Genomic DNA, 15733 nt, shown 5'->3' on the forward strand with positions numbered 1-15733 from the left:
GACCGAGGCCCGCGTTGCCCCGCAGCCACGGGGCCTGGATGCTGTCGTGCAAAATGCATTACCCCAAAATGCCATCATTGCAAATTGCAACCCGACGCCGCTTTAAAGTAGACTCAAGTCATTGATTTTAATGAAATAATAGATTGGCACGGGACCTGCAATACTTCTCCTACAAACCCATCCAGCCACGGCGTTTAGCGGAGAACATGACCATGAACAGTGCCCTTCTGTTAGCCCTCAACACCATAGCCTTGGCTGCACTGGTGATGTTTCATTTCCAATCCACCGGCAGTAATGATCCTGCGCAACTTAGCCAGGCCGTGCCGCACCATCTGCAACAACGCCCGCAATTGGCGGTGATGACGCCCAACGCGCAATCGCCGGTACGCCTGACCCAAGGCACCCAGACTGCACCGGCATCCGAACATTGGGTTTTCTAAGGACGCCATTCATGAGCAAATCCGCCTGGCTGTTTTTATGCCTGACTGTCGCCACTGGCCTCCTGGGCCTGGGCGCCAGCTCCGAAGATGGACAAACTGCTGCAATGGTCGCAGCCGGCGTATTCACGAGCCTGCTTGTGCTGACGCTTTTCATGGGCCGCAAAATCAAATTCGACCCCGTTTTGCGGTAATCTCTGCGCCACCTCCCTCCCTCGACCTTATGTCGCCCCGCCCTAGCAAATCGGCAAATTGCCACTAGTCTTAAAGATAAGGGCAAAAGGCCACTTTGCTTTAGGATATGCGGCCTCAATCCCTGCGCGAGCCTGGACTTACGGGAAGTTCCCCAGAGGAATGACGCGTTGAAAAGTTTTCCAACCAGTCCGCAAAAATGCAAATGAGTGCTGGCATTAAGCCTTTAGTCAGTTCAATATTTGTCACAGAATTGACGCCAAGGAAATGTCAAATCTGAGGCATGATGCGGCCTCTTTGCAATTCGGGTTGAACTTTGGTCGTGAGCCTTGTCTTAACACTCATCTTGCGGCCAATTCCAAAAACCGCTCCCCTGAACTAACCGGTTAAATATATGCGCCCATTGAAACAGGCAATTTATTCCAGCCGTACGGCTGACAAGTTCGTCGTACGTCTGCCAGACGGAATGCGGGAACGCATTGCCGAGGTGGCTCGCAATCATCACCGCAGCATGAACTCCGAAATCATCGCGCGCCTGGAGCAGAGCCTTATTCAGGAAGGTGCGTTGGGCGAAGAGTTGAGCATGCGCCTGGACAGCCCTGAGCTGTCACTACACGAACGCGAACTGCTGCAGCGTTTTCGTCAGCTCTCCCACCGCCAGCAAAATGCTCTCGTCTCGCTTATCGCGCACGACGTTGAGGCGGCCGCAGAAGCCAATTGATCTGCAACTGAAAGCCGAAGCCAGCGCTATGCTGGCTTTTTTTTGCGTGAAATTTGAGGGCACCGCAGAGGGCTTGTGTGGGAGCGAGCTTGCATTTGCTAGCAAGCCCGCCCCCACAGGGGATCAGAGCAGAAAGATCGTCGCCAGGCCCAGGAAGATGAAGAAGCCACCGCTGTCGGTCATGGCCGTGATCATCACACTGGCACCCATGGCCGGGTCGCGCCCCAGGCGTGCCAGTGTCATGGGGATCAACACGCCCATCAACGCCGCCAACAGCAGGTTGAGGGTCATGGCAGCCGTCATCACCACGCCCAGCGACCAACTGCCATACAGCAAGTAGGCCACCACGCCGATCACCCCGCCCCACACCAAGCCATTGATCAGGCCCACGGCCAATTCTTTGCGCAACAGGCGCGAGGAGTTGGCCGTACTCACCTGGTCCAGTGCCATGGCACGCACAATCATGGTGATGGTCTGGTTACCGGAGTTACCCCCAATACCTGCCACGATCGGCATCAGCGCCGCGAGGGCGACAAGCTTCTCGATGGAACCTTCGAACAACCCGATCACGCGCGAAGCGATGAACGCCGTGATCAGGTTGATCGCAAGCCACGCCCAACGGTTATGCAGGGAGCGCCAGACTGACGCAAAAATATCTTCCTCTTCACGCAGACCCGCCATGTTGAGGACTTCGGTTTCACTCTCTTCACGAATCAGGTCGACCATTTCATCGATGGTCAAACGGCCAATCAGCTTGCCGTTCTTGTCGACCACAGGCGCCGAGATCAAGTCATAACGCTCAAATGCCTGGGCAGCCTCGTAGGCGTCTTCATCCGGGTGAAAACTCACCGTATCGCTGGCCATCAGATCCGCTACTTTCTTTTCCGGATCATTGACCAGCAGGCGCTTGATCGGCAACACGCCCTTGAGAATGCCTTCGTAGTCGACCACGAACAGTTTGTCAGTATGGCCCGGCAGCTCTTTGAGCCGACGCAGGTAACGCAAGACCACTTCCAGGCTGACGTCTTCGCGGATGGTGACCATCTCGAAGTCCATCAATGCGCCGACCTGATCCTCGTCATAAGACAACGCGGAGCGCACACGCTCACGCTGCTGGCTGTCGAGGGCCTCCATCAACTCATGGACAACATCACGCGGCAGCTCAGGCGCCAGGTCAGCCAGTTCGTCGGCGTCCATCTCCTTGGCAGCGGCCAGGAGCTCGTGATCGTCCATGTCGGCGATCAGGGTTTCACGGACCGAGTCGGATACTTCAAGGAGGATGTCGCCGTCGCGGTCAGCCTTGACCAACTGCCACAGGGTCAGTCGATCATCGAGTGGCAAGGCTTCAAGAATATAAGCGACGTCGGCGGAGTGCAGATCATCGAGCTTGCGTTGCAGCTCAACGAGGTTTTGCCGGTGAACCAGGTTTTCGACGCGGTCGTGGTGCGGACCTTCCTGGCGGTGCGTGAGGTCTTCGACCACGCGCTGACGCTGCAGCAGCTCGATGACTTGAGCCAGGCGATCCTGCAGGCTGTCTTGTGTTTTCTTTACTTCTACTTCGGTCATAGGCGAACTCCACTCCCAGCAGCGGGGCACGCCGGAAGGATCAATCAGTCAATTCATGATTGGTAAAACGGGGTACTGAGCAACTACTGGGTAAGTCCATGGAGGTATTCCACAAGCCCCGGCGGGGCTGACGGGCGCAATGATACACGCTGCGCGCGCTTTAAACGTTAAAAAACTGGAAAGAACAAGCGCTTGCGAGCCAAAGCTGAGCATTGGCTGCATCTATGAACTGCGACGACACAGCCCGAAAGGAAAACACATGAGACAGGAGAAAGAGTTGAAATCCTACACAAACCCCAGACGGCAAAAAGCCCGCACTAGGCGGGCTTTTTGTTTGTATGGTGCACTCGACAGGATTCGAACCTGTGACCGCTCGGTTCGTAGCCGAGTACTCTATCCAGCTGAGCTACGAGTGCAGATTGTGTTTTTAGACCAGATCACAACTGGTTGAAGCCAAGTCACCTGCATTGCTGCAACTGACTCTTAAATGGTGCACTCGACAGGATTCGAACCTGTGACCGCTCGGTTCGTAGCCGAGTACTCTATCCAGCTGAGCTACGAGTGCATTTGTTGCCGCGCATTATAGGCCGTTCAATCTCTATGTAAAGCTATTTTTTCGTTTAATTTCAACAACTTAGCGAAAAAACCAGATTGCAACGTACTAAGCAAATAATGGCGGAGAACGGGGGATTCGAACCCCCGACACCCTTTTGAGGTGTACTCCCTTAGCAGGGGAGCGCCTTCGGCCACTCGGCCAGCTCTCCGCAACACGGGGCGTATATTAACCACGTTCATCCCCGTTTGCAAACATAAAAAACGATAAAAATTAAAGGCTTGGTTCTTCGTCCTTCTCTTTCTTGATCCGCAGGTAGATTTCCTCGCGGTGGACAGCTACCTCTTTCGGAGCGTTAACCCCGATACGTACTTGATTGCCTTTGACGCCGAGCACGGTCACGGTGATTTCGCCATCACCGATAATCAGGCTTTCTGCGCACCGACGAGTCAGAATCAGCATAGCTTTCACCTCACGCATTTCAGTTCAGGAACAACAGTCTGCAAAAAAAAGGCGTTCGACCTACAACCTGATGGCCATAGCCCTAACGACCTAAGTATTGTCGAGCGCACGCAAAAGACCATGCGCTCCACAAAAAATGAAAGGCGCGGTATACCGCGCCTTCCTGGTATCGCATCACTCGCCCGGTCGGGCCGGAGCGTCCAGCTCAAAAGCGGTGTGCAGTGCGCGCACTGCCAGCTCCAGGTACTTCTCTTCGATCACCACCGAGACTTTGATTTCCGAGGTGGAGATCATCTGGATGTTGATGCTTTCCTTGGCCAACGCCTCGAACATGCGGCTGGCAACGCCGGCATGGGAACGCATGCCCACGCCCACGATCGACACCTTGGCAATCTTGGTATCCCCGACCACTTCACGGGCGCCAATCTCGCTCGCGGTGTTCTGCAGGATACGCTCGGCAGCATCGTACTCGTTGCGGTGCACAGTGAAGGTGAAATCGGTGGTGTTATCGTGCGAAACGTTCTGCACGATCATGTCGACTTCAATGTTCGCGCCACTGATAGGGCCGAGGATCTTGAACGCCACGCCCGGGGTGTCTGGCACGCCACGGATCGTCAGCTTGGCTTCATCGCGGTTGAAAGCGATGCCGGAAATGATCGGCTGTTCCATGGATTCCTCTTCATCAATAGTAATGAGGGTGCCCGGACCCTCTTTGAAGCTGTGCAATACGCGCAGCGGAACGTTGTACTTGCCGGCGAACTCCACCGCGCGGATCTGCAACACCTTGGAACCGAGACTGGCCATTTCCAGCATCTCTTCAAAGGTGATCTTGTCCAGGCGCTGGGCCACGGACACCACACGTGGGTCGGTGGTGTACACGCCGTCCACGTCAGTATAGATCTGGCATTCATCGGCCTTGAGCGCCGCTGCCAGCGCCACGCCGGTGGTATCCGAACCACCACGCCCGAGGGTGGTGATGTTGCCCTGCTCATCCACACCCTGGAAGCCTGCTACAACTACCACGCGGCCGGCTTTCAGATCTGTGCGGATTTTCTGATCGTCAATCTGCAGGATGCGTGCCTTGGTATGCGCGCTGTCGGTGAGGATGCGCACCTGGCTGCCCGTGTAGGACACTGCCGGCACACCACGCTTGTTCAGTGCCATGGCCAGCAAGGCAATGGTTACCTGCTCGCCGGTGGACACGATCACATCCAGCTCACGCGGCAGCGGCTGTTGGTCACCACTGATTGCCTTGGCCAGATCGATCAGGCGATTGGTTTCGCCGCTCATGGCCGACAGCACCACCACCAGGTCATCGCCGGCGTCGCGGAATTTCTTAACCTTGTCGGCGACCTGCTCGATTCTTTCGACAGAGCCGACCGAGGTGCCTCCAAATTTCTGTACGATCAAAGCCATTTCTAAGCCGCCTCAGCCCGTAAAGGGGCGCCCAATAAACAAATCGTCCAGCACCCAAACGAGCCCATGACTAGACCATGGGCTCATTAACAGTGCCTTAAATGCCGGCCTCGACAAACGGCACGGTCAGGGCCAGGGCCGCGTCCAGGGAGCCTGCGTCTACACCACCGCCTTGCGCCATGTCCGGACGACCACCGCCCTTCCCGCCCACTGCCGCAGCGGCTTGCTTCATCAAATCACCGGCCTTGAGTTGGCCAGTCAGGTCTTTGGTTACACCGGCAACCAGAACGACCTTTTCCTCATGGACACCGCCGAGCAGGATCACTGCGCGGCCGAGCTTGTTCTTCAACTGATCGACCAAGGCCAACAGCGCCTTGCCGTCCTGGCCGTCCAGGCGCACAGCCAGTACTTTCACGCCCTTGACGTCCAGCGCGGAGGCCGACAGATCGTCGCCCGCTGCGCTCGCCGCCTTGGCTTGCAACTGCTCCAGCTGTTTTTCCAGTGCGCGGTTGCGCTCCAGCACGGCCGACAGCTTGTCGATCAGGTTGTCGCGGCTGCCCTTGACCAGGCCGGCCGCTTCCTTGAGTTGTTCTTCAGCCGCATTGAGGTAAGCCAGGGCCGCAGCACCGGTGACCGCTTCAATACGCCGTACACCAGAGGCCACGCCGCCTTCGCTGATGATTTTCAACAGGCCGATATCGCCCGTACGGTTAGCGTGGATACCGCCACACAGTTCCACCGAGAAGCTGCCGCCCATGCTCAGTACGCGCACTTCGTCGCCGTACTTCTCGCCAAACAGCGCCATGGCGCCTTTCTTCTTGGCGGTTTCAATGTCGGTTTCTTCGGTTTCAACCGGGGTATTCTTGCGAATCTCGGCGTTGACGATGTCTTCCAGCGCCTTGATCTGCTCAGGCTTGATCGCTTCAAAGTGGCTGAAGTCGAAACGCAGGCGCTGGCTATCGACCAACGAACCCTTCTGCTGCACATGCTCACCCAGCACTTGGCGCAACGCAGCGTGCAGCAAGTGAGTGGCAGAATGGTTCAAAGCAGTTGCATGCCGCACGTCGGCATCGACTTGAGTGTCGACCGGAGCACCGACCGTCAGGTTGCCCAACACCAGCACACCGTGGTGCAGGAACGCGCCGCCGGTCTTGGTGGTGTCACGCACTTCAAAACGCCCGGAGGTCGAGCTCAGGAAACCACAGTCACCCACCTGGCCACCGGATTCGGCGTAGAACGGCGTCTGGTCGAGGACCACCACCGCTTCGTCGCCTTCGCTCAATACGTCGACCGACTTGCCATCTTTGTAGATGGCCACGATCTTGGCCGCGCCAACGGTCGCCGCGTAACCGGTGAACTCGGTGGGCACGTCAACCTTGACCAGGGTGTTGTAGTCCAGGCCAAAGGAGCTGGCGGAACGGGCACGCACGCGCTGGGCTTCCATCTCACGCTCAAAACCCGCCTCATCGATGGTCAGCTCGCGCTCACGGGCGATGTCGGCGGTCAGGTCCATCGGGAAACCGTAGGTGTCATACAACTTGAACACTACATCGCCCGGCACCACGGTGCCTTTGAGTTCAGCCAGGTCCTGCTCGAGGATCTTCAGGCCGTGCTCCAGGGTCTTGGAGAACTGCTCTTCTTCAGCCTTGAGCACGCGCTCGATGTTGGCCTGCTGCTGCTTGAGTTCCGGGAAGGCATCGCCCATCTCGGCGACCAGCGCGGCAACGATCTTGTAGAAGAAGCTGCCGGTGGCGCCCAGCTTGTTACCGTGGCGGCAGGCGCGACGGATGATGCGGCGCAGCACATAGCCGCGGCCTTCGTTGGACGGCAGCACACCGTCAGCGATCAGGAAACCGCACGAACGGATGTGGTCCGACACCACCTTGAGCGAAGACTGGTTGTCATTGGCGCAGCCAATGGCGGCCGCCGACGCGCTCAGCAGGTTGGTGAACAGGTCGATTTCGTAGTTGGAATGCACGTGCTGCATCACCGCACTGATCCGCTCCAGGCCCATGCCGGTGTCCACCGACGGCGCCGGCAGCGGATGCAACACGCCATCGGCGGTGCGGTTGAACTGCATGAAAACGTTGTTCCAGATCTCGATGTAACGGTCGCCGTCTTCTTCCGGCGAGCCCGGTGGGCCGCCCCAGATGTCGGCGCCGTGATCATAGAAAATCTCGGTGCACGGGCCGCACGGGCCGGTATCGCCCATGGTCCAGAAGTTGTCGGAAGCGTAAGGCGCGCCCTTGTTGTCGCCGATGCGAATCATGCGCTCGACGGGCACACCGATTTGCTGGGTCCAGATGTCATAGGCTTCGTCGTCGGTCGCGTAGACCGTGACCCAGAGCTTTTCCTTGGGCAGCTTCAACACGCCGGTCAGGAAGGTCCAGGCGAAGGTAATCGCATCTTTCTTGAAATAGTCGCCGAAGCTGAAGTTACCCAGCATCTCGAAGAAGGTGTGGTGGCGAGCGGTATAGCCAACGTTTTCCAGGTCGCTGTTCTTGCCGCCGGCGCGTACGCACTTCTGGCTGCTGGTGGCGCGGGTGTAGGCGCGCTTTTCCTGGCCCAGGAAGCAGTCCTTGAACTGGTTCATCCCCGCGTTGGTGAACAGCAGGGTTGGGTCATTGCCTGGGATCAAGGAGCTGGAGGCTACACGGGTGTGGCCTTGCTCTTCGAAGAAGCGAAGGAAGGCTTCACGGATTTCTGCGCTTTTCATTAGGTTCTTCCACGGAGTCTGCGGCCAAAGGCCAGTGCGCAACATCATCAGACGGAGCGACGGCAAAGGGCCGCATTATATCGGCCCTTTGCCGGTGGTACAGCGTGTTTATGCGATAGAAACAGTCAATTAGACGGTCTGCACGATCATTTTCGGGAAAACTCGACAAATGTCTGCACCACCTGCTCCATCTGCACTCGGCTGACATCCAGGTGAGTGACCATGCGCAGACGCGGCGCGGCGCTCAACTTGATCCCGCGTTCGGCGGCAAAGGCCTTCAGCGCCTGGGCCTGATCGCCAATCTGCACGTACACCATGTTAGTTTGCACCGGCTCCACTTCAAAGCCTGCGTCGCGCAGTGCATCGCCCAGCCATTGGGCGTTGGCGTGGTCATCCGCCAAGCGCTGCACCTGATGATCCAGGGCATACAAGCCCGCCGCCGCCAGCGAGCCGGCCTGGCGCATGCCGCCACCGACCATCTTGCGCAGGCGCCGCGCCTTGGCGATCAGCGCGGTGGAGCCGCACAGCACCGAGCCGATCGGCGCGCCGAGGCCTTTGGACAGGCAGACCGACACCGAGTCGAAATGCTGGGCAATCTCCCGCGCATCCACACCGAGCTTCACCGCCGCGTTGTAGAGTCGCGCGCCGTCCAAGTGCAAGGCCAGGCCATGTTCACGGGTAAACGCCCGCGCTTTCGCCAGGTACGCCAGCGGCAGCACTTTGCCCTGCATGGTGTTTTCCAACGCCAACAGGCGGGTGCGGGCGAAGTGGAAATCATCGGGCTTGATCGCCGCCAGTACGTGGTCCAGGTCCAGCGAACCGTCGGCTTGCACCTCCAGCGGCTGCGGCTGGATCGAGCCGAGCACCGCCGCGCCACCGCCTTCGTATTTGTAGGTGTGGGCCTGCTGGCCGACGATGTATTCCTCGCCACGCTCACAGTGGGCCATCAAGGCAAGCAGGTTGCTCATGGTGCCCGTCGGCACAAACAACGCAGCGGCAAAGCCCAGGCGCTTGGCCAGTTCGGCTTCCAGATGGTTGACGCTCGGGTCTTCGCCGTAGACGTCATCACCGCTGACGGCAGTGGCCATCGCGTTGAGCATGCCGGCGGTGGGTTGGGTCACGGTGTCGCTGCGCAGGTCTATGACGGTCATCCGGGGGCCTCTGAATAGGGTTGTCGTATTGACGATTACTGCGGGCAAAGCCACGCAATATCAAGCCCCACGTGCATTCAATCGAATACCAACCAAACAAACCGATATAGGTTATCGATACGGCGATCGTGCAGTTTCTGAAAAAGCATGTTAAAAACTCTCCGCCGCCAGGGTTCTGGCGGCAACGTTCTCAGGGCGGGGTGTAATTCCCCACCGGCGGTAATTGCACGCAATGTGCATAGCCCGCGAGCGCTTGGCGCCTCGAACTGCTCACGCAGGACGGCGACAAGGTCAGCAGACCCGGTGTGATCCCGGGGCCGACGGTCATAGTCCGGATGAAGAGAGAACGGGATTGGCACCCAAGGGCCGCGCGCTGAACTCATGCCTGCATGATGCCGCTGTTCGTACCCTTGAAATCCCATTCGATTCATAACGCCCTGTTTTTTTCTTAAACAGGAGTCAGAACATGCAACCCACCGCAATCGACAGCAAAAGCAAAAACCACCACGGCGAGCGCGTCGCATTTATCCAGGCCTGCTGGCACAAGGATATTGTCGACCAATCGCGCAAAGGCTTCCTCGCCGAAATGATCGCCCAGGGCTACCAGGAATCGGACATCGATTTCTTCGAAGTCGGCGGCGCCTTCGAAATGCCCCTGCACGCCAAGCTGCTGGCCAAGACCGGCCGTTACGCCGGCATCGTCGCCGCGGCATTGGTGGTGGACGGTGGCATCTACCGCCACGAATTCGTCGCCCAATCGGTGGTCAGTGGCCTGATGCAGGTGCAGCTGGAAACCGAAGTGCCAGTGTTCTCCGTATCCCTGACCCCGCATCACTTCCACGCGGGCAGCGAGCACCACACCTTCTTCTACGAGCACTTCGTACACAAGGGCCAGGAAGCCGCGCGCACGTGCGCCGACACGCTGCACAAGGTGCGTGCGATCCGTCGCAGCGAGCCGCGTGCTGTAGCGGTCTAAGCAACACCAAAAAACCCGGCCTCAGAGCCGGGTTTTTTGTGGGCGCTTGCTTGTGTGGGAGCTGGCTTGCCTGCGATAACGGCAGGTCAGTCAACATCACTGTTGCCTGTGCCGCCGCCATCGCAGGCGAGCCAGCTCCCACATTTGATCGCGGCTGTCTTGGGACCTATATCAGGCCAGCATCCGTGGTCGGCACGATCAATATCCCCGCCCGCAAACCATTCTTGACCTTCGGGTTCGGGAAGATGATGCGCGCGCCCTCCTCCTCGATCACCCAGCGGGTCTTGGCCACGTCTTCGGCCAACAGGTAGCCCTTGGCCAATGACGAAAAGTTTTCTACATCCGCCGGCAGGTGCAGCAGGAAGGCATCACTGTGCTTGATCACTTCGCGAGAGACGGCAAACAATTGCAGGCCATCGAGGCTCTCGGTTTCGGGCTCATCACCTTCGATGATCTGCTTCAACCGTGTCTCCAGGCGTGACACATCCACGCCCTGGTTCTGCCCGAACGGTCGGGCCTTGCCCAATTCCAGGGTGAAGGCTTCGGCGTCGAGTTGCTCGTAGGTGAACGCGGTGAACGTGATCGAGGTTTTGTTCTGCAACAACACCGCCCGCATACCGGCAGCGTTCAGGCGCGCCAGCTCGTGGCGCGAATGCTGGCGCCCGTCCTTGAACGGGTACAGCGCGAACTGCTCGATCTTCGAGCCGCGAATGGCCGTGTGCAGGTCGTAATGCAGGCGCGAACGGCCCGGCAGGCTGAAGAAGCTGCGAGCCAGTTGCTCAAGCTCGGCGGCGCGCATGGCCTCCGGGCCGATGTTTTGTTCGTGACGGCCGTTGAACAGCCGGTTGACGTCCAGCTCAAGGTAACGCTCGCCGCGGCGTATGGCCTCGGGGTTGCCGAACAGGAACAGAATACGATTGCGGGGTTTGATCTCCCCACGGGCAATGCCATGCAACAGGCGGTCGAGCAATTCGATCGGCGCGGTTTCGTTGCCATGGATGCCGGACGACAACAGCAGGTCGCCGCCGTTGTCCAAGGCCTGCGGAGGGCGCACTTCAAGCGCGCCTTCGCTGAGCCAGCGCATCTGCACGCCGTCGACAGTCAGTTGAATTTTTTGCGCCGGTTCGCGACCGGCGAGGGTCAGTTCAAGCAGTTTGCCGAGGGCGAGCATAAGCAGCTTCCTTAGTGGTTGCAGCCAGGACCGTGAACGTGATCGTCGTCATCACCTTCAACGTCGGCCGGTTCCATTTCCAATTGCAGGCTCATCAGGTTGGTGGCCAGTGGGCGCATCAGCAGGTTGGCGTATTCAGCGTCACCTTCTTCCACGTCCACGCCGATCAGCAGTTGGCCACGGCCGTCGTGCTGGATCCAGATCTCCTTGCCCTGCCACACCACGGCGACGCGGGTGCAGGAGGTTTCCAGCTGGGTGCCGTCGGTGTCTTCAAGGATCAGTTTGAGGGTGTCGGTGGTCATAAATTGTTCTCAGCATAGGGTGTAAAAAGAGGCAGATTTAATTGATCTGGAAAGGATAAACCGAGCCCAGTTTAAGGATTTGCGTCAGTTCATCCAGTGCCGTCCGGCACTCAAGCAGCAATTGCGGGTCAGCCAGGTCGCTTTCACGCAGGCTGTCGCGGTAGTGCTTGTCGACCCATTGGGTCAGCGTTTCGTACAACGGCGCGGTCATGATAACGCCTGGGTTCACCGCCGCCAGTTCCGATTCATTCAAGGCCACGCGCAAGCGCAGGCACGCCGGGCCACCGCCGTTCTGCATGCTTTGCTTGAGGTCGAAGACCTTGACTTCGCGGATCAGCCCACCGGAGGCCGTCAGGCCTTGCAGGTACTGCCAGACGCGCTCGTTGGCGTGGCATTCTTCCGGCACGATCAGCAGCATCGAGCCGTCGGCGCGGGTCAGCAACTGGCTGTTGAACAGGTAGGAACGCACCGCGTCCTCGACGCTGACCTCGGCGCGTGGCACACACACCGACTGGAAGTTGCCACCCCGCTTGCCCAACTTGCCTTGCAGTTCGGCGAGCATCTGCTCGGTATTGAGAAACGCGTCCTCGTGGTAGAACAACACCTCGCCGTTGCCCACCGCGATCACGTCATTGTGGAACACACCGGCATCGATTACCGCCGGGTTCTGCTGGCCGTACACCACGCCGTCATCTTTCAAGCCGTGCAGGCGTGCAACTGCCTGGGAGGCTTCGAGGGTCTGGCGCGCCGGGTATTTTTGCGGCGCCGGGTAACGGGTGTCGAACGCACTGCGCCCGAACACGAAAAACTCAACCCCGGCCTCGCCGTAGTCACGGCAAAAACGCGTGTGGTTGGCGGCGCCCTCATCGCCGAACTGCGCCACCGCCGGCAACGCGGCGTGGTGGGCAAAGTGCTTGCCATCGGCAAACATCGCCCCCAGCACACGGCTGGTGGTCGGGTGCTCGATGCTGCGGTGGTATTTGCAGTTGAGGTTGGCGGCGGTGAAGTGCACGCGGCCATCCGCCGTATCGGCGCTCGGGCTGACTGTGGCAGCGTTGGCCACCCACATGCTCGACGCCGAGCAACTGGCCACCAGCAATGGCATCGCCTGCTTGGCGGCCTGCTGGATCACTTGGGCGTCAGTGCCGCTGAAACCGAGGCTGCGCAAGGCGGCCACATCCGGGCGCTCTTGCGGCGCCAGCACGCCTTGCACAAAGCCCATGTCCATCAGGGCTTTCATTTTCTGCAGGCCCTGCAACGCCGCAACCTTGGGGTTCGAAGACTGCTGGCTGTTGCTCTGGGACGCGACGTTGCCATAGGACAAACCGCCGTAGTTATGGGTCGGCCCCACTAGACCGTCAAAATTGACTTCACAGGATTTCATCGGCGAGGCTCCACGAACATCTGTTTTTATAGGCATCAAGTTACTTGAACACACCACTGACCTTGTGTGGGAGCTGGCTTGCCTGCGATGGCATCACCTCGGTTTTACTGAAAAACCGAGGCGCCTGCATCGCAGGCAAGCCAGCTCCCACATTTAGATCAGCGTTACCCCTGGCGTCAGTGTCGCTGGCAATACCAAACTCGGGGTCTCCAGCGACGCCACCGGGTACGCGCAATAATCCGCCGCGTAATACGCACTGGCGCGATGGTTGCCCGAAGCACCCACACCACCGAACGGTGCGGTACTGGCAGCGCCGGTCAGCTGTTTGTTCCAGTTGACGATACCGGCGCGGCTTTCCAGCCAGAACTGCTGGTAGCGCGCTTCGGAGTCCGACAACAGACCCGCAGCCAAGCCATATTGAGTGTTGTTGGCCTCGGCAATCGCCCCGGCAAAATCAGCGTAGCGGATCACTTGCAGCAATGGGCCGAACAGCTCTTCATCCTCACGCTCGGTCACGCCGGTTACATCAATGATGCCTGGGGTCAGCAAGGCGGCCTGAGCCTGCGGCTGAGTCATTTCCAACAGCGCCACCGCGCCATTGGCCAGCATCCACTCCTGGGCGTCCATCAAGGCTTTGGCCGCGCCGAGGGAAATCACCGACCCCATGAACGGTGGCGGCTGCTGGTCGAATGCACCGACTTCAATCGTCGCACTGACCGCCACCAGACGCGCCAGCAAGGCATCGCCCCAGGCGCCTTCGGGCACCAGCAAACGCCGGGCGCACGTGCAGCGCTGGCCAGCCGAAATGAATGCCGACTGAATAATGGTGTAGACCGCCGCATCCACATCGGCCACTTCATCGACCACCAATGGGTTGTTGCCACCCATTTCCAGGGCCAGGATCTTGTCCGGGCGCCCGGAGAACTGCTGGTGCAGATGGTTGCCGGTGCGGCTGGAGCCAGTGAAGAACAACCCGTCAATGCCAGGGTTGGCCGCCAGGGCGATACCGGTTTCCCGCGCACCTTGCAGCAGGTTCAACACGCCCGCCGGCAAACCGGCTTCGACCCAGCATTGCACGGTCAGCTCGGCGACTTTGGGGGTCAGTTCGCTCGGCTTGAACAACACCGTGTTACCCGCCAGCAAGGCCGGGACGATATGCCCGTTCGGCAAATGGCCCGGGAAGTTGTAAGGGCCGAACACCGCCACCACACCGTGGGGCTTGTGGCGCAATACGGCCGTGGCGTCGCCCAACGGGCCGCTCTTTTCGCCGGTACGTTCGCGGTAGCTTTGCACCGAGATGGCAATCTTGTTGGCCATGCTGGTGACTTCGGTGGCCGATTCCCACAGCGGCTTGCCGGTTTCCTCGCCGATGCAGCGAGCGATTTCATCGGCGCGCGTTTTCAGCGCGGCGGCAAAGGTTTCCAGCACGCTGATGCGTTCTTCCAGCGGGCGGCGAGCCCAGCCTGGAAATGCCTGACGCGCCGCCTGCACGGCCGACTCGACCTGCTCGGCAGTGGCGCCATTACCAGTCCACAGCACCTGCTGGGTCACCGGGTTGCGCGACTCAAACAGCTCACCCTGGCCGGCCAGCCAGCTACCTGCGATATACAGCGAATTCATTATTTCGACTCCCGAGCAGCAGACAACGCAACAGCGCGCACTTGATCACCCACCACCAGTTGCAGGCGTTTGGCGGTTTGCGGATCGACCACCAACGTGCCTGCCGCCAGCCGGGCCGGAGCGGCAGTAATGCGGCACTCCTCGCGCTTGCGGTTATGGATCAGGAACGGCGTAGCGTCGTCCCCCGGCGTGCCGATGGCCAACACCAGCGACTGGCTGTCGCGCACCGCACGGATTTTGCTGGTTTCACATTCCACCGCCGGGCCGGCGTCGAAGATATCGACATAACCCTGGTAGCTGAAGCCCTCACTCTTGAGCATGCTCAATGCAGGCTCGGTGTCCGGGTGGACCTTGCCGATCACATTACGCGCGTCTTCAGACAAGAAGCAGCTGTACAGCGGAAACTTCGGCATCAGCTCGGCGATAAACGCCTTGTTGCCCACGCCGGTGAGGTAATCGGCCTGGCTGAACTCCATCTTGAAGAAGTGCCGGCCCAGGCTTTCCCAGAACGGTGAGCGCCCGGCGTCGTTGGACACGCCACGCATCTCGGCAATGATCTTGTTGCCGAACAGTTGCGGGAACTCGGCGATAAACAGCAGGCGCGCCTTGGCCAGCATGCGGCCGTTGAGGCCGGTGCGGTAATCGGCGTGCAGGAACAACGAGCACAACTCGGAATTGCCGGTAAGGTCGTTAGCCAGGAACAGCGTCGGAATCTCGCGGTAAATGTTCAGCTCCTGGGAAGCGCTGACCGTGAGGCCGACCCGGAAGTTGTACCAAGGCTCACGCAGGCCGACGGCACCAGCAATGGCAGAAATGCCCACCACACGGCCTTCGTCGTTTTCCAGCACGAACAGGTAGTCGGCATCACCCCGCCCGGCTTCACCGCGAAAGGTTTTTTCCGCCCAGCCAACTCGATGGGTCAGGCGCTCCTCGTTGGCCGGCAAGGTGGTGAGGCCGGTGCCGGTGCTGCGCGCCAGATCAATCAGGGCCGGTAAATCGCTGCTGCGTACGGGACGAACGATCATGCTATCTCCTCAGACGGGCCGCTTTGCAGCCACCCGCGAAA

General features: G+C 59.4%; 14 protein-coding genes, 3 tRNA genes and 1 riboswitch. Of the genes, 4 read left to right on the forward strand and 13 right to left on the reverse strand.

Features of this window, described 5'->3' with window-relative positions:
* Positions 1-212 precede the first annotated feature (212 nt).
* From HU759_RS23330 to HU759_RS23340, 3 genes are all read left to right on the forward strand, one after another.
* Positions 213-440 carry a hypothetical protein gene (locus HU759_RS23330; RefSeq protein ID WP_099548206.1) on the forward strand — a complete coding sequence of 76 codons (228 nt, stop codon included), beginning with the start codon at positions 213-215 and terminating at the stop codon, positions 438-440.
* Between the two features lie 11 nt (positions 441-451).
* Complete coding sequence (locus tag HU759_RS23335) at positions 452-631, forward strand: PA3371 family protein (RefSeq protein ID WP_170039824.1); 180 nt, start codon at positions 452-454, stop codon at positions 629-631.
* A gap of 392 nt (positions 632-1023) precedes the next feature.
* Positions 1024-1350 (forward strand): Arc family DNA-binding protein, encoded by a 327-nt coding sequence (locus tag HU759_RS23340; RefSeq protein ID WP_003193592.1) that lies wholly within the window; start codon positions 1024-1026, stop codon positions 1348-1350.
* Between the two features lie 123 nt (positions 1351-1473).
* Here the strand turns inward: HU759_RS23340 and mgtE are convergent, their stop codons facing one another.
* From mgtE to ltaE, 8 genes are all read right to left on the reverse strand, one after another.
* Positions 1474-2916 carry a magnesium transporter gene (mgtE, locus tag HU759_RS23345; RefSeq protein ID WP_017138415.1) on the reverse strand — a complete coding sequence of 481 codons (1443 nt, stop codon included), beginning with the start codon at positions 2914-2916 and terminating at the stop codon, positions 1474-1476.
* Positions 2917-3255: 339 nt separating this feature from the next.
* Positions 3256-3332: transfer RNA gene (locus HU759_RS23350), tRNA-Arg, on the reverse strand.
* Positions 3333-3404: 72 nt separating this feature from the next.
* A tRNA-Arg gene (locus HU759_RS23355) sits at positions 3405-3481 on the reverse strand.
* Between the two features lie 108 nt (positions 3482-3589).
* Positions 3590-3680: transfer RNA gene (locus tag HU759_RS23360), tRNA-Ser, on the reverse strand.
* A gap of 62 nt (positions 3681-3742) precedes the next feature.
* A complete protein-coding gene (gene csrA, locus HU759_RS23365) occupies positions 3743-3931 on the reverse strand; it encodes a carbon storage regulator CsrA (RefSeq protein WP_003175645.1) in 189 nt (62 codons plus the stop codon).
* Positions 3932-4105: 174 nt separating this feature from the next.
* Positions 4106-5347 carry an aspartate kinase gene (locus tag HU759_RS23370; RefSeq protein ID WP_017138417.1) on the reverse strand — a complete coding sequence of 414 codons (1242 nt, stop codon included), beginning with the start codon at positions 5345-5347 and terminating at the stop codon, positions 4106-4108.
* Positions 5348-5444: 97 nt separating this feature from the next.
* Positions 5445-8063: an alanine--tRNA ligase gene (gene alaS, locus HU759_RS23375; RefSeq protein WP_138450939.1), complete on the reverse strand. Its 2619-nt coding sequence runs from the start codon at positions 8061-8063 to the stop codon at positions 5445-5447.
* 146 nt (positions 8064-8209) lie between these two features.
* A complete protein-coding gene (ltaE, locus tag HU759_RS23380; RefSeq protein ID WP_138450940.1) occupies positions 8210-9214 on the reverse strand; it encodes a low-specificity L-threonine aldolase in 1005 nt (334 codons plus the stop codon).
* A gap of 182 nt (positions 9215-9396) precedes the next feature.
* A riboswitch (FMN riboswitch) is annotated at positions 9397-9566 on the forward strand.
* A gap of 114 nt (positions 9567-9680) precedes the next feature.
* Here ltaE and HU759_RS23385 point away from each other — a divergent pair.
* A complete protein-coding gene (locus HU759_RS23385) occupies positions 9681-10190 on the forward strand; it encodes a 6,7-dimethyl-8-ribityllumazine synthase (protein ID WP_003233516.1) in 510 nt (169 codons plus the stop codon).
* Positions 10191-10356: 166 nt separating this feature from the next.
* Here the strand turns inward: HU759_RS23385 and astE are convergent, their stop codons facing one another.
* The 5 genes from astE to astA all read right to left on the reverse strand — a co-directional run bounded on the left by astE (position 10357) and on the right by astA (position 15692).
* Entirely contained in the window at positions 10357-11361 is a 1005-nt protein-coding gene (gene astE, locus HU759_RS23390) for a succinylglutamate desuccinylase (protein ID WP_170039822.1), read from the reverse strand.
* 11 nt (positions 11362-11372) lie between these two features.
* Entirely contained in the window at positions 11373-11663 is a 291-nt protein-coding gene (locus HU759_RS23395; protein WP_003214319.1) for a hypothetical protein, read from the reverse strand.
* Between the two features lie 37 nt (positions 11664-11700).
* Positions 11701-13047 carry an N-succinylarginine dihydrolase gene (astB, locus tag HU759_RS23400; protein ID WP_170039820.1) on the reverse strand — a complete coding sequence of 449 codons (1347 nt, stop codon included), beginning with the start codon at positions 13045-13047 and terminating at the stop codon, positions 11701-11703.
* A gap of 153 nt (positions 13048-13200) precedes the next feature.
* Entirely contained in the window at positions 13201-14670 is a 1470-nt protein-coding gene (gene astD / locus HU759_RS23405) for a succinylglutamate-semialdehyde dehydrogenase (RefSeq protein ID WP_170039867.1), read from the reverse strand.
* Positions 14667-15692 carry an arginine N-succinyltransferase gene (gene astA, locus HU759_RS23410; protein ID WP_017138423.1) on the reverse strand — a complete coding sequence of 342 codons (1026 nt, stop codon included), beginning with the start codon at positions 15690-15692 and terminating at the stop codon, positions 14667-14669. The genes astD and astA overlap by 4 nt, the downstream gene beginning before the upstream one ends.
* Positions 15693-15733 lie beyond the last annotated feature (41 nt).

Origin of the sequence: Pseudomonas sp. OE 28.3, assembly GCF_014268205.2 — a bacterium.
GTDB lineage: Bacteria > Pseudomonadota > Gammaproteobacteria > Pseudomonadales > Pseudomonadaceae > Aquipseudomonas > Aquipseudomonas edaphica.

Excerpts from the sequence above, each read along its gene's own strand:
- HU759_RS23330 (WP_099548206.1), top strand. The coding sequence starts at position 213 with ATGAACAGTGCCCTTCTGTTAGCCCTCAACACCATAGCCTTGGCTGCA.
- HU759_RS23335 (WP_170039824.1), top strand. The coding sequence starts at position 452 with ATGAGCAAATCCGCCTGGCTGTTTTTATGCCTGACTGTCGCCACTGGC.
- HU759_RS23340 (WP_003193592.1), top strand. The coding sequence starts at position 1,024 with ATGCGCCCATTGAAACAGGCAATTTATTCCAGCCGTACGGCTGACAAG.
- mgtE (WP_017138415.1), bottom strand. The coding sequence starts at position 2,916 with ATGACCGAAGTAGAAGTAAAGAAAACACAAGACAGCCTGCAGGATCGC.
- csrA (WP_003175645.1), bottom strand. The coding sequence starts at position 3,931 with ATGCTGATTCTGACTCGTCGGTGCGCAGAAAGCCTGATTATCGGTGAT.
- HU759_RS23370 (WP_017138417.1), bottom strand. The coding sequence starts at position 5,347 with ATGGCTTTGATCGTACAGAAATTTGGAGGCACCTCGGTCGGCTCTGTC.
- alaS (WP_138450939.1), bottom strand. The coding sequence starts at position 8,063 with ATGAAAAGCGCAGAAATCCGTGAAGCCTTCCTTCGCTTCTTCGAAGAG.
- ltaE (WP_138450940.1), bottom strand. The coding sequence starts at position 9,214 with ATGACCGTCATAGACCTGCGCAGCGACACCGTGACCCAACCCACCGCC.
- HU759_RS23385 (WP_003233516.1), top strand. The coding sequence starts at position 9,681 with ATGCAACCCACCGCAATCGACAGCAAAAGCAAAAACCACCACGGCGAG.
- astE (WP_170039822.1), bottom strand. The coding sequence starts at position 11,361 with ATGCTCGCCCTCGGCAAACTGCTTGAACTGACCCTCGCCGGTCGCGAA.
- HU759_RS23395 (WP_003214319.1), bottom strand. The coding sequence starts at position 11,663 with ATGACCACCGACACCCTCAAACTGATCCTTGAAGACACCGACGGCACC.
- astB (WP_170039820.1), bottom strand. The coding sequence starts at position 13,047 with ATGAAATCCTGTGAAGTCAATTTTGACGGTCTAGTGGGGCCGACCCAT.
- astA (WP_017138423.1), bottom strand. The coding sequence starts at position 15,692 with ATGATCGTTCGTCCCGTACGCAGCAGCGATTTACCGGCCCTGATTGAT.